This window comes from Paenibacillus sp. WLX1005, assembly GCF_046603685.1.
Classification (GTDB): Bacteria; Bacillota; Bacilli; order Paenibacillales; family Paenibacillaceae; genus Saccharibacillus.
Map to the genome: position 1 here is coordinate 3,678,961 of NZ_CP176756.1, position 13,588 is coordinate 3,692,548.

Annotated in this window: 13 protein-coding genes; 2 read left to right on the forward strand and 11 right to left on the reverse strand. The window is 46.1% G+C overall.

From position 1 onward, the window contains the following. Window positions 1–30: 30 nt before the first annotated feature. The 6 genes from ACE3MZ_RS15715 to ACE3MZ_RS15740 all read right to left on the reverse strand — a co-directional run bounded on the left by ACE3MZ_RS15715 (window position 31) and on the right by ACE3MZ_RS15740 (window position 5,070). Window positions 31–891, reverse strand: coding sequence for a PHP domain-containing protein (locus ACE3MZ_RS15715; protein ID WP_411343085.1), 861 nt, complete (start codon window positions 889–891; stop codon window positions 31–33). 77 nt (window positions 892–968) lie between these two features. Further along, the gene (locus ACE3MZ_RS15720; RefSeq protein ID WP_411343086.1) at window positions 969–1,871 is read right to left on the reverse strand and encodes a selenium metabolism-associated LysR family transcriptional regulator; all 903 of its coding nucleotides are present in this window, start codon (window positions 1,869–1,871) and stop codon (window positions 969–971) included. A gap of 231 nt (window positions 1,872–2,102) precedes the next feature. Then, the gene (locus ACE3MZ_RS15725) at window positions 2,103–2,540 is read right to left on the reverse strand and encodes a hypothetical protein (protein WP_411343087.1); all 438 of its coding nucleotides are present in this window, start codon (window positions 2,538–2,540) and stop codon (window positions 2,103–2,105) included. Between the two features lie 480 nt (window positions 2,541–3,020). After that, a complete protein-coding gene (locus ACE3MZ_RS15730) occupies window positions 3,021–3,335 on the reverse strand; it encodes a YlbG family protein (protein ID WP_411343088.1) in 315 nt (104 codons plus the stop codon). After that, window positions 3,307–3,750, reverse strand: coding sequence for a YlbF family regulator (locus tag ACE3MZ_RS15735; protein WP_411343089.1), 444 nt, complete (start codon window positions 3,748–3,750; stop codon window positions 3,307–3,309). Before ACE3MZ_RS15735 ends, ACE3MZ_RS15730 begins: the two co-directional genes overlap by 29 nt. 138 nt (window positions 3,751–3,888) lie before the next feature. Continuing rightward, complete coding sequence (locus ACE3MZ_RS15740; protein WP_411343090.1) at window positions 3,889–5,070, reverse strand: M20 metallopeptidase family protein; 1,182 nt, start codon at window positions 5,068–5,070, stop codon at window positions 3,889–3,891. Window positions 5,071–5,481: 411 nt separating this feature from the next. On the opposite strand from ACE3MZ_RS15740, the gene ftsW reads away from it, so the two are divergent. After that, the gene (gene ftsW / locus ACE3MZ_RS15745; protein WP_411343091.1) at window positions 5,482–6,822 is read left to right on the forward strand and encodes a putative lipid II flippase FtsW; all 1,341 of its coding nucleotides are present in this window, start codon (window positions 5,482–5,484) and stop codon (window positions 6,820–6,822) included. A gap of 125 nt (window positions 6,823–6,947) precedes the next feature. Here ftsW and ACE3MZ_RS15750 read toward each other — a convergent pair whose 3' ends face one another. Continuing rightward, entirely contained in the window at window positions 6,948–7,355 is a 408-nt protein-coding gene (locus ACE3MZ_RS15750; RefSeq protein ID WP_411343092.1) for an Asp23/Gls24 family envelope stress response protein, read from the reverse strand. Window positions 7,356–7,556: 201 nt separating this feature from the next. Between ACE3MZ_RS15750 and cax the strand changes: the two genes are divergently transcribed. Further along, the gene (cax, locus tag ACE3MZ_RS15755; protein ID WP_411343093.1) at window positions 7,557–8,630 is read left to right on the forward strand and encodes a calcium/proton exchanger; all 1,074 of its coding nucleotides are present in this window, start codon (window positions 7,557–7,559) and stop codon (window positions 8,628–8,630) included. A 113-nt stretch (window positions 8,631–8,743) separates the two neighbouring features. Here cax and ACE3MZ_RS15760 read toward each other — a convergent pair whose 3' ends face one another. The 4 genes from ACE3MZ_RS15760 to ACE3MZ_RS15775 all read right to left on the reverse strand — a co-directional run bounded on the left by ACE3MZ_RS15760 (window position 8,744) and on the right by ACE3MZ_RS15775 (window position 13,247). Further along, complete coding sequence (locus tag ACE3MZ_RS15760) at window positions 8,744–9,043, reverse strand: DUF1507 family protein (RefSeq protein WP_411343094.1); 300 nt, start codon at window positions 9,041–9,043, stop codon at window positions 8,744–8,746. A gap of 193 nt (window positions 9,044–9,236) precedes the next feature. Beyond that, window positions 9,237–9,491: an HPr family phosphocarrier protein gene (locus ACE3MZ_RS15765; protein ID WP_411343095.1), complete on the reverse strand. Its 255-nt coding sequence runs from the start codon at window positions 9,489–9,491 to the stop codon at window positions 9,237–9,239. A 229-nt stretch (window positions 9,492–9,720) separates the two neighbouring features. Continuing rightward, window positions 9,721–10,836: an aminopeptidase gene (locus ACE3MZ_RS15770; RefSeq protein WP_411343096.1), complete on the reverse strand. Its 1,116-nt coding sequence runs from the start codon at window positions 10,834–10,836 to the stop codon at window positions 9,721–9,723. 419 nt (window positions 10,837–11,255) lie between these two features. Then, on the reverse strand, window positions 11,256–13,247 hold the full coding sequence (locus tag ACE3MZ_RS15775; protein ID WP_411343097.1) for a sensor domain-containing diguanylate cyclase: 1,992 nt from the start codon (window positions 13,245–13,247) through the stop codon (window positions 11,256–11,258). Between the last annotated feature and the right edge of the window lie 341 nt (window positions 13,248–13,588).

Consider the following 13,588-nt stretch of genomic DNA (forward strand, 5'->3'; position numbering starts at 1 on the left):
TTATAATCGGGAACGTACGTATTACGTAATTCAAGCAGGAGCAAGCTGCTTCAGCACTGCAACTGGAACTTTGCGTCCACCAAGTGGACCGTGGAATACTTTGCCCTGCCGTTCACCGTGGTAATCCGAACCACCCGTAACGATCAGCCCACGCTGTTCAGCAAGCTTCAGATAGCGCTGCTCATCGTCCGGTGAATGATCGGAATGATACACCTCAATACCTGCCAGATCGCTCTGATCGAAAATACGTGATACGAGATCATCATCTCCATAAATGCCCGGATGTGCCATCACGGGTGTACCGCCCGCTTCGATAATCCATTGTGTCGCTTCGGCTGGTGTAATTCGTGGTGGCGATACGTACGCAGCGGCTCCTTGCGCCAGATATTGATCAAAGGCTTCACGCATATCTTGCACATACCCTTTGGCTACTAGTGCATCTGCCATATGCGGTCGTCCAATACTTTCATCTGACAACAATTCACGACCAAGCTGGGTCAATACATCGTCCATCGTAATCTGGATACCGAGTTCACGCAGCTTTGCTAATATCAGCTCATTGCGGTCGTCACGAATGCGGCGCAAATCAGCCAATCGTTCCAAGAAAATCACATCGGTTGTATCGATATAATAGCCGAGAATATGAATATCTTTGCCATCTTGCATTGTACTGATTTCCACGCCGGGTACGACGGTTACCCCATGCTGCTCACCGGCAGCCATTGCTTCTGCCACTCCGGCAACAGTATCGTGATCGGTAATAGCAAGTGCGCTCAGTCCCGCTTCCGCTGCAAGGCGTACGTTATCCGATGGTGTATTCATACCGTCAGATGCCTGCGTATGGGTATGCAAATCGGCAAATGCTAGCTGTACATGTTGCTGCTCGTTCATTATGCTCACTCCTGTTCATTGCGGATTCATACACGTTCATATAGGAAACTTGTTTGTATCGTTTGAGCATCATCCAACTAATCCAACGAATACTCCTGTAAAAATTGCAAAAATGCCGTCGCGGGCATGCTTAGTAGTGTTGATTTTAGATGAATCGAATAAAACTGGCGTGGAAACGATAGCCCTTCAATGGTGAGTATTTTGAGTAAACCTAACGCTACCTCATGCTTCACCGAGGAAGGCGATAAGATCGTAATTCCAAGCCCGGCTTCGACGGCTGATTTTACAGCTCCAGTGCTGCCTAATTCCATCACCGTACGAATATGTGCCAGATCGACATGATGACGAATGAACTCCTCTTCCATTACCTGACGCGTACCTGAACCTTTTTCTCGCAATACAAACGGGTATTGCAGTACATCATCTAGCGTAACACTATGCTGAGCAACCAATGGATGATCGCCGGGTACGATCAGCTTTAACTCATCCTGCATGACCGGATTGATCGTCATATCTGGATGCTCCACCGGCGCTTCAATCAATCCAAAATCGAGCCGATTGCGGCTAATCTCATCTAGAATCTGCGTTGTATTCATAATTTTGAGCATCACTTTCATCTCGGGATAACGCTGACCAAGCGGTACAAGTAAGCGAGGTAACACATATTCACCGATCGTATTACTTGCTCCGAGCAACAATCTCCCTGCCAGATCGTCGGTAAACCGTGACATCGCCGCATCCGTTTCCCGCATCAATTCAATACCACGCCGAGCGAATGGCATCAGAACGTGACCTGCTTCCGACAGTTCGATCTTTTTGGTCGTGCGGATAAACAACTTGGTACTAAAATGATCTTCCAATGACTGCACTTGCATCGTCACTGCTGGTTGAGTCATATGCAGCGCTTGCGCCGCCGCCGAAAAGCTGCCACGTTCAGCAACCGTATAAAAAATATGCAATTGATGAAAATTAAATGCCAATGCCGTTTCCCTCCCTGCTTTCCACTTTATTGTACCCTATCCCTACTGTGTGTGTCTTCCAGATGGCACTGCGATCAGCAGACATTGGTAATCGTTACTCGCACGACGGTATGAAAAGTAGTAAAAGAAATATACAACCATACGCACAACGCAAAAAAGAGCCCGCAATAGCAGACTCTGGTTTTACTTGATTAAACAATTATCGATATTGATACTAACCTGTAAAGATTATTATTTACGCTTACGGCTGTTTTTGATCAGCGTCATGCGACGGGAGTGTCTCAGCCAGGAGTAATACGATTTCAGATCGCGGAGTTCAATCGTTTCGGACATTTTGCCAAGGAACGTAACCACAATCATTTTGTGCAGCGGGTTGCCAGTCAGATCAAATTCGCCCGGCAGTTCAGCGAATTCTGCCACCACTACGATATCTTCATCAATCAGGTACACATCTTCTTCCTTACGGTAGTACGATACGATGCGATTTTGCTTCAGGCTATCCCACATGAAACCGGCAATATCTTCAATCGGCGTTTGGCCTTTGGCAATCCGGTCGTTGTAACGGCTGATGGCATGATTGGTGATAACGATATCGGCTACTTTCTTTTCCCCGAGCACAACATGAAAAGGTTCATAGGTGCTCCAGCGCTCCATAACTTTGTCTCTCATTCATTACTCACTCCCCATCTTTACAGGTCTTATTACCTAAGTATTTTCCCCTTTATTATCAGTTGTAAATCTTTAGACCTACATTCAGGGGCTTCATTATCATTGTCATTTCCCGACTTGGCGTATATTCTTTAAAATTTTCAGTATGGACCCATTTGGCTAACTTAATGCACTTCTTAATCAGTGCTTGAGTCCCATTAAGCATTATATCGACACTTCCCTACTATCTTTTAACCCATATTTTTAACTTTTTAAAATAATTGCTTATATATTTTTGAATTTTATTACATTTACTTCCTTTTTATTGTAACCGTTTGCCATATCTCCATAAAAAAAAGCGGCCCTGCGGCCGCTAGTATGCTCGTTAATTGCAACGGCACGGCAACATAGAATCATTCCATGCTGCCTGCACCGTGAATACTATAATAAAACCCGCAGATCACAGCCGGATGTTGACGGCCGCTACTCTGCGGTCGTTGCTTAAATGCCGAAAAACTGGGTCGGGTCGGGTACCTTTTTGCTGTACTCGGTCTTGATCTCATTCCGATACGAGCGCTCTACTTTGCGCACATAGGACAATTTGTTTACATTTTTCAAGGTATTCTCTGCCTTGTCAGCATTTACGTACATAACGACATAATGCATACGGCGTGAAATGTAATGCACACAGCCGTACTTTTCCAGATTACGTGCAGACTTGATATCACTCACCCAAATGATATAGCCGATGCGCTCTGGAAATGTCAGTTCTTCTTTTGGCGGAATGTTATCCTCCGCATCCACATGAGCCTCCACTACCGCATCCGCCTCCTTTTGGTAAAGGATCATTACTTGGAACCTTGATCGTCTGGGAAACGGAATGTGCAATCGTCTCCGACATCTCATACAGCATCCGGTCTAGGCTACTTTCGGCTTCGCTAAACCGGCGTACCGCCTCAATCCGCTGCATTTCCTCCTGCACTGCCTCCACTTCTTCTCTAGCAGCATGGTAGTTCGGATGGAAATGCCCAAAACGCTGGGTTTCCTCGAAAAGTTCCTTCTTACTATTAAGCTTTATGATCAAACGCTGGACGTCAGGATGCTGCTGCATCCGTTCTTTCCAATATAGATAATTAGCGACTTCGATAGAATTGTTGATCATATCGCCCAGATCATAGGCGCAAAGCAGTACTTCGGCCATGTCAACCGTTCTTGTCTCGGTAACGCTCATGAAGTTCATCCCATTCCTCTATATAATGGACAACGCCTCTCCACGCTGTCTATCCCATCATAGCATAAGCCAAGAACAGATTAGAAGCCCTTTTGTCAAAAACAGGCTATCCATGTGAATCATCCTGCCATCAGCAGGTTAGCTGGCTTCGTTGCTATTCGAGAGCACATCCTCAGTCAAAGAGATCAGAATCTGCGCTGCATTCACCATCGCACGCTCGTCGATATCAAAGCGTGCATGGTGATGCGGATATACTGCTCCAGTCTCCGGGTTGCCTGCACCGACGAAGATAAAGCAGCCTGGCACCTGCTGCACATAATAAGCAAAGTCCTCAGCAGGCATCATCGGTGGCGTCTGTACGACCTGTTCCTCCGCAAATATCGAGCGTGCCACTCGGAAAAACCGTTCTGTCGCGCCTTCGTGATTAACCAGTGTCGGATATCCCATTAGATATTCGACTTTGGATTCAGCACCGTTCAGCGCACACAGCTGCTCTGCCACTTCGTGAATACGGCGCTTGATCAGCATACGCGTCTGTTCGTCAAAGGCGCGTACCGTACCAGTAATCCGGCTCTGTTCCGCAATAACATTCTGTGCTGTACCGCTATTAAATGTACCAACTGTCAGCACAGCGGGATGCAGCGGATTCACATTACGGCTGACGATGGATTGCAGTTGTACGACAAGCTGCGCACCGACTAGAAGGCTGTCCACCGTATCATGCGGCATTCCGCCATGACCGCCTTTTCCAATAACGTCAATAAAGAACTCATCTGTCGATGCCATCACAGGTCCCGGCGCACTGGCAAGTTGACCATATGGAATGGGCGTCCACAGATGCACGCCGTAGATCACATCCACGCCATCCAGCACACCAGCTTCTATCATTTTCAGTGCTCCGCCCGGGCACACTTCCTCGCCGGGTTGAAAAATAAAGCGAATTTCACCCTTCAACTGTTCACGGCGCTGGCTAAAATACCGTGCCACTTCCAGCAAGCCTGACGTGTGACCGTCATGACCACATGCATGCATCACTCCCTGGACCGTGGAAGCATACTCGCAATCCTTCTCATCTTGAATCGGCAGAGCATCCATATCTGCGCGCAGCGCGACTACTTTGCCCGGTTGTGTACCACGAATGACGCCAAGCACGCCGGTATCGCCAACCTGTTCCTTCGTCTCTACACCGAACGAGCGCAGCTTGTCCGCAATAAATGCCATCGTCTCATATTCATGAAAAGACAGCTCTGGATGACGGTGCAAATGCCGCCGCCATTCCACCATTTCTGTTAATCGTTCCTCCCAGTGGTAGTCCCCCATCTGAACTCCATCCTCCTATCCATTGACCGACTCTATTTCCATTCCAATATTTTTGTTTCAATATTGTTCATCAGGTTAAATAAATCTTTAGGCATTATTCTGACTGAAAACGTACCGTTTGTAAAATGCTCTTTTCACAGTAATGATTGACAACGCCAAATATACGTCATTTCCCTCCTGCGAAAGCTTGCACCCTTACGTAAAACGTACTATCATGAGAACATAAACTTAACATAATTTTGCAAACCGTTATTGAGGTTTTATGACCATTTTCGAACGTTTGCAATGCTGACTGGTATTATTAGTTTTTCAATTTACAGAGGGGGGATTTGTACATGAAGAGCACCCATTTACATACTGCTCGACATTCATTGCATGTGTACATATCCGTTCCGTTATCGGGGATACATCATGAATAAGATGAGACAAAACGTTTCACGCTCCAATCAGCCGCAAAGTCTGGCAGACCGTTACCGCAATGGTGGTAACAGTCGCAGCAATGTGCGCAATATTCCAAACCCCGCCCAGCCAGAACGCAAAGTGCTGAAGCAGGGCGCACCGGATTTTCAATTATTGGTGCTTACACTCGTATTAGTAGGCTTTGGTATTCTAATGGTATTCAGTGCCAGTTCGAGTCTAACTTTTACAAGTAAATCATTCAATTACGATTCGATGTACTTCACCAAAAAACACCTCATGTTCGCTGTCATTGGACTGATCGGTATGTTTTTTGCGATGAAGGCACATTACAGCAAATATAAAAAGTGGTTTGCACCGTTCTTCTTGTTTACGATTTTCCTGTTGGTCGTTGTACTGATTGCAGGTTCGCACATCAACGGTGCGCGCAGTTGGATCAAAATCGGCGGGCTCTCGTTACAACCCGGCGAATTTGCCAAGCTGGCGGTCATTCTCTATCTGTCCGCATTGATTGCCAAAAAGGGCGAGAAATTCCGTGATCTGCGCTCCGGTTATATTCCGGTTATGTTCATTGTCGGTCTGGTTGCTGGTCTGATCATGTTACAGCCCGATCTAGGTACGTGTATGATTCTGGTAGCAACTGCCGGTCTGATCATCTATGTCGGTGGCGCGAGTATGAAGCATATTCTAGGCTCACTGCTGCTGCTAGTATTAGCAATGGCGCTAGTGCTTGGTGGTAAGGCACTACTCAGTCATGATAGCGATCAAGCTTCTTCTTCCAATTATCGAGCAGATCGGATTCAGACATTCCTTGATCCATTTACCGATCCACAGGGAGCAGGGTATAACCTGATCCAATCCTTGACCGCGATCGGTCAGGGTGGATTTACCGGTTCTGGATTTGGTCAAAGTATTCAAAAGCTGCATTATCTACCGAACCCGTATAATGACTTTATTTTCTCCGTTATCGGTGAGGAATTTGGCTTTGTCGGTACAACATTGTTCCTTTTGATCTATGCTTACTTTATTATCAGAGGTGTATGGATTGCACTCCGTTGCCCGGATATATTCGGAACGCTCGTTGGTGTCGGTATTATGGGACTGTTTGCGATTCAGGCATTTATTAATATCGGCGGTGTTACCAATACGATTCCATTAACAGGTGTTCCGCTGCCATTCATCAGTTACGGTGGTACCTCGCTGATGGTTATGATGGTTAGTATGGGAATCATGCTCAGTATCTCGCGTGAAACGAATCGGGCGTTAGCAGAACAGAAATCGTCCGGCAACGAACGTACGACTCGCCGACAATCGATCTCCATGCGGATGAAATAAGAACAGCATAATTGATCTTGAGATTACAACAAAAAAGGAACAGCAGGATTCTTCTGCTGTTCCTTTTTTATTCTTACTTTACTTTTTTGTTCACACTTTGCCCTTTTCATAGACTTTACCTTGTTTTATAGCACTTTGAAATGATTACCTGTGCCTTTTAGCTTGTCGATCTCAACCAGTTCATCCTTGAAGGCGACACCTTCCACCTTCACATTGACTTCAACGACCTTGAGTCCAGTCAGATTCTCTACCGCTTCGCGAACATTCTGCTGAAGCATCCGACAGACTTCATGAATCGGCGTTTCATACAGGACGATAATACGCAGATCAATCGCAGCTTCTAGCTGTCCAACCTCTACGGTTACGCCTTTCTGTACGTTTTTGCCACTCAGACGTTTGGCAAATCCTTCCGACAAGCCGCCAGACATAGCAGCGATTCCCGGAGTTTCCAGTGCGGCCATGCCTGCTACTTTGGCTACGACATCATCAGCTATTTTTATAGTGCCCATCTCTAATTGTAATGATTCGGTCATGTCCATCCTCCTCTGGATTTGAACACCTACGTTGCATACCTGCAAGCTCAAATCGCATAATGACTACACCTCTATTTTATTGCATCCAGCGCGTATATTCAAAATTAAAATTTCATCATCCCATTCCAGTATGCTCAAAACGTTTACTTTGCCATGTATATTGGGTATATTGTTTAAGAATTTACATAGTGAGGTGGCAATATGAAAAAGCATTTATCTACCATTCTGCTTGCAATTTTCTTCGTACTCAGCGCCATCGCGCATTATGCCGGCTTCAATCCAGTCATCCAGTTCGTGTTCTCGGCGATTGCCGTCGTGCTGGTTGCCGGATTCCTGGGACGTGCGACAGAAAGTGTTGCCCATTATGCCGGTCAGCGGTTGGGCGGATTTCTGAATGCGACGTTTGGCAATGCGGCGGAATTGATCATCGCGATCATGCTGTTGCGTGAAGGATTGTACGATATGGTCAAAGCGAGTCTGACTGGTTCAATTATCGGGAACCTGTTGCTCGTGCTCGGATTGAGTATTTTTGCAGGTGGCTTGAAGCACAAAGTGCAGAACTTCAATGTGGCACTAGCGAATATGAACGGCTCCTTGATGATCGTGGCAGTCATTGCCCTATTCGTACCCGCGTTGTTCCTCAATACGCATTCGATCACGCATACCCAAGTGAATATGCTGAGTCTGATCGTAGCGGGATTACTCATTCTCGCGTATATCGCTTGGCTAATTTTCTCCATGGTAACGCACAAAAACTATCTGGCTGATGTGAAGACGCCGAAGGGTGACGGTACAGAGGAACACGAAGAAGAACCGGCATGGACCAAAGGTCGCTCCATTCTGTATCTGTTGATTGCTACTGTAATGACTGCATTTGTCAGCGAGTGGCTCGTCGGCACGCTGGAGACATTTACAGAAAGCTTTGGCTTCAGTGAGCTGTTTGTCGGAGCATTTGTCGTAGCGATTATCGGGAATGCCGCTGAGCATAGCGCAGCGATCCTGCTAGCGATGAAAAACAAAATCGGCGCCTCTGTCGAAATTGCTGTCGGCAGTAGCTTGCAAATTGCCTTATTCGTTGCACCCGTACTGATCTTCGTTAGCTTCTTCCTTGGCAATACGATGGATATCGTATTTACTACACTGGAGCTGGTGGCGATTCTAGTTTCAGTCTTTATCGCCAAATCGATCATTCAGGACGGTTCTACCAATTGGTATGAAGGTACATTGCTTATGGTCGTGTACATCATTCTCGGCGTATCGTTCTATATGGTCTGAATACTCCAATATTCCGCTACCAATGAAACCACATGTGTAACAACCGAATACGCAACAAAAAATGCCTGTACTCCAACACTGGGGTACAGGCATCTCTATGTGATTCACAGCTCCTACTCAGCAGACTGTGTCTTATTATTCATCGCTTCATACAGGACTGACAAATTGCGTTCCAGGCTACTGATCAGCTGTTTTCCTACAGGTTCGGACACTAGACCTGCACGAATCGCAAAATCGACTTCCTTGGAAAAACCGTACACCTGTGTATCCAGCACTTCCTCATAGAGAGGACAATACCGGGTGTCCAGATTCTCCATCTGGATTTCAATCAACTTTTCAATTTTATATGCATCTTCTTGCAGAAGATTTAATGCTTTTATATTCAACTGCTCTTGCAGATCAGATGAAGTCATGTTCTTCCCCCCTATGTTCAAGAACTCTCGGCCATTACTACTCCTAATATTAGACGAAATCCGAGGGCAATACAAGAACCTCACGCGAAATCGAAAGATAATATCTTATATTTGAAATAATAGCTTACCGCCCATTCTGCCCCTACACAGAAAAATGCTGCCTTTCCATCGAAAGGCAGCATCTTAGCAATTCTTAATTGTCGGCAAGCTTAACGCTCAGACCATGTTTTTCAAAAGCGGCAGTCACTGCTGCTTTGGCAGCCTCTTCGTCTGGACCATGAACATGCAGTTCATAATCATGATTCGCTACCAGTGTAGTGAACAGTCCAAGGATACTTTTCACATCGATAAATTTCGTTTCATATTGCAGAACGATCGATGATGTAAACTGGCCCGCAGTCTGGGCAATCTCTACCACTGCCGCATTGTTTGTATTGCTTGTTGCCATAATAATCCCTCCTACCGTCTGGTTATGCTGTAAACAAGTTTTCCATACCATCATAAATGAATACGCTTTCTTATGCAACTGCTTTCTTGCGCCTGTCATATGAAAAAGAGGATATATGTGCAGGCACCTGAAAATCGCGTCCCTGCTACATATATACCCCTTTTTGTTGTAAACTTGACCGCCGGAATCGCATTATATTGCGGCGATGATTATCTACGTAAACGCATCCTTATTTCAGGTTATCCGGGTTAAGTGCTTCCAGTTCTGGGATCACGAAGATACCATCCTTACGAATCAGCACATCATCAAAGTAAATCTCGCCGCCACCATACTCTGGACGCTGGATCAATACCAGATCCCAGTGAATCGAGGAACGGTTGCCATTGTCAGTCTCTTCATACGCCTGACCCGGCGTGAAGTGGAAGCTGCCTGCGATCTTCTCGTCAAACAGAATATCATTCATCGGATGCAGAATATGTGGGTTGAAGCCGATTGCGAATTCGCCGATATAACGCGCGCCTTCATCGGAATCCAGAATATTGTTCAGCTTGTCTGTATCATTGCTGGTCGCTTCAACGATTTGACCTTTTTCAAAGCGGAAACTGACATTTTCAAAGCTGGTGCCGTTGTACACTGTCGGTGTGTTATACGTGATGATACCGTTGATCGAATCGCGTACCGGTGCGCTGAATACTTCGCCATCTGGAATATTACGATGACCGGAGCATTTTTTGGCGCCGATGTCTTTGATCGAAAATGTCAGATCGGTATTCGGTGCAACGAGACGCACTTTGTCTGTACGCTCCATCAGTTGTTGGAGTGCATCTTGGGCTTTGTCCATTTTGGCATAGTCCAGATTACATACATCAAAGTAGAAGTCTTCAAATGCTTCGGTGCTCATGCCTGCCAATTGTGCCATGCTCGCGTTTGGATAGCGCAGCACAACCCATTTCGTATGCTTAACACGCTGCTCGCTATGTACCACATGCTGATACAGGCGATTGTACAGCTTTTGTTTGTCATCGGGAACGTCAGACAGGTCGTTGATGTTCTCACCTGCGCGGATGCCGATATAGCCCTGCATTTGCTTCATACGCTCGAGATCCAGCGCTGCCCATGTGCGCAGACTGTCTTCGGTAGCATTGATCAGCATAGCGCGTTGCACTTTGCGGTCAGTCAGCTGTACGAATACATTGCCTCCGCGTGCTCCAACTTCATGAATGACAGCATTCAGCAGATCGCGCTCGGTGCCGATCATCTCTACCAGCACGTTTTCGCCGGGTTGTACATCAATGGAATACTGAACCAGATTTCTGGCAAGTACTTTTACTCTAGGGTCCTGCATGCTATATCTTCCTCTCCTTGTTTTTGAACAACGGTTAATTATTCACCGATAAGTGTACCACGATGTTCCGCGAATTGTCTTGAATGTGAGGAATATTTATGTAGAAATCATTTTGATGATTATATCATCGGAAGTTTATGAAGATACAGGCATACATGTTTTGAACAACAAACCGTTTGTACTGGAATGATCGTTTACATACAAATAAAACCGTCACTCATGCTCTCAAGAGCATAAATGACGGCTTATTGTATTGCAGTTGTACATATCCATTTCAGAACATATTCAGCACTCAGTCCAGATGCATGGGAGCGCCACGTATTCACCGGTGCTATGACTCCATCCGCTGTACCGAATCTGCTAATTCATGCACAGATCAGTGTGGGATTGTGCTTTTCAGTGTACTTGGAAGTTATTCATTATGCTCGCAAGCTGGAATCCACACATACTTGATCACGTCCACTGTTCTTCGCCTGATACAAGGCGCGGTCGGCGCGGTAGAACAGCGATTCAACGCTGACCTCTTTATCCTTCCAGTTCCAGTCGGCGATGCCACATGATACGGTAACATGTGGATCGGTTTCCTCCGAAACTGCAATGCGAATCCGTTCAGCGATGAACTGGGCACGTCCTTTATCCACCTGTGGGAAATACACTGCCAGCTCTTCACCACCCCAGCGGGCTGCAATATCACCATCACGAATCTGCTGCTGCACAACCCGGCTCACTTGCTTGAGCACCTCATCGCCAGTCTGGTGACCGAACGTATCGTTGACCGCTTTGAATTTGTCGATATCGACCATCAGCAGCGAGCCGCTATAGGTCGCATTTTGATAGTTTTTGATCGACTCGTCCAGATAACGGCGCTGATACAATCCAGTCAGCGCATCTTTGCTCGCCATTCGGCTTAACTCTGCATGCAGCGCAGCATTGGATACTGCCAGACCGATATGCGTCGTAATGACCTGCAATAGCTTGAAGTTATCATACGAGAAATAATGTCTGTCTTTATGACCAAGATAGATCGCTCCATTCACTTCACCGCCGCCCATCATTGGCGAAGCGATTAAGGAACAGGCACCCGATTCACGCATGAAGATGGATTCCGTATTATGCTCATTGCAATAATCGGACAAAATGATCGGTTCGCGATTACGATAAATGACACCGCTCAATCCTTCATTTTTGTCGACTACTCCGCCTTCGAGTGATTGCACATTACCATCCATCACTTCAAAGCAATCTGTGTCCGGATTCAAATACAATACCAATACATAATCCGCTTTGAAAATACGCAATAACTCTTCTGCGGCAAATTTAAAAATCTGCTTGAGCTGCAAATTCTGATTAAGTCTACGCGAGATGTCATTGATCAGACGCAAATCCTCATTCATCATTTTGGACTGCTCGTACAGCTTGGCATTCTCAAACGTACGTCCGGCAGCTTCCGCAATTACGACCATCAGTTCCAAATCTTCCTCTTCGAGTGGCACTTCGGATAGCAAATGGAATACGCCATATACGCCCTGTTTGCCCATCAGCGGGATCGCCGTTTCCATTTGGTCAGATGTACCTTCCGCTTGTGCATGTACCTCAATCGCCACTTCGCCGGTCGTAAATGCGCGTACACACATATCTTCCTGCGGACTTTGCAATTGTAACAGTCGAACACGCGGATTGCTGTTCTCACTATCCTGAGCAACCAATAGTTCAAAGCGCACTTGTGGATACATATGATCCACAATATCGAATAGCTCACTAATCAGCTCCTGAATGTCGAATTTGTCATACATACGCTGAATCACTTGAAATAACACGGAACGACGCTGAGCTTCACGCTCCACCACAGTTGCGGAATACAACATATCCGCTACATACGTATATTCAAATCGTTTATAAAATAACGATGTATAAAACATACTCAGCATTTGCATCTCGCCAGTCGTCAATGGATGCGACGGCGGACTGATACAACCAAGCAGTGCAAAACATTCCTGATGATTGCGCGTGTATAGCGGTGCTACGGTTACAACCGAATCAGCAAGTGTATGCTTGCTTTCGTACTTGATCCGTTCACTAAATGGCGCATGATTGAGCAGCGCCTGAGCTGCCGTATGCTGCACAACCGCACGCAAAGGCTCTTCCAGATCGGCGGCTGCGACGATCATTCTGCGCTCATGATTTAGCAAGAACCAGCGTGCTTTACCTACTTGCGGCAGTACACGATTTTGCTGGAGCCAGTCTGTTAGCCCTTCCTCCAGCAGCGGTTCAATATGCGGGAAATCGGAGGCTGTAATATCGACTTTTTGCAGCCAGAACGACTCGTCCGCGATTGGCACTACCGGATAAGAGGTTAATTTATCTTCAGTACGCCAGTTTTGCGCAGGCGAGTTCCACGAATTGTTTGACATAAAAGCCTCCCCAATTTCTACCCTTGATGGCAGCACGGTGCTGCTCCATTGCTTATTTTCTCCTATTATGCAGACCGTTCGGATCGGCACAGTATTCGCTCGTTTTACAATCATAACAGGGTTTTGTTATATACATAAGCAACTTTATCATTTATATCGGCAGCAACGCGCAAAATATCAATAAATAATTAACCAAAATCATTGACTTTGCTGTTTTGGATACGATATAATTTATCCTTGATGAAGAATGGATAGATTCTGATTTGGGCGTAACGTTGTTTCACCCTCACGCGTTTTGTTGCTGATTGGACAGCGGCTGAACTCTTCGATCAGTAGTGAGG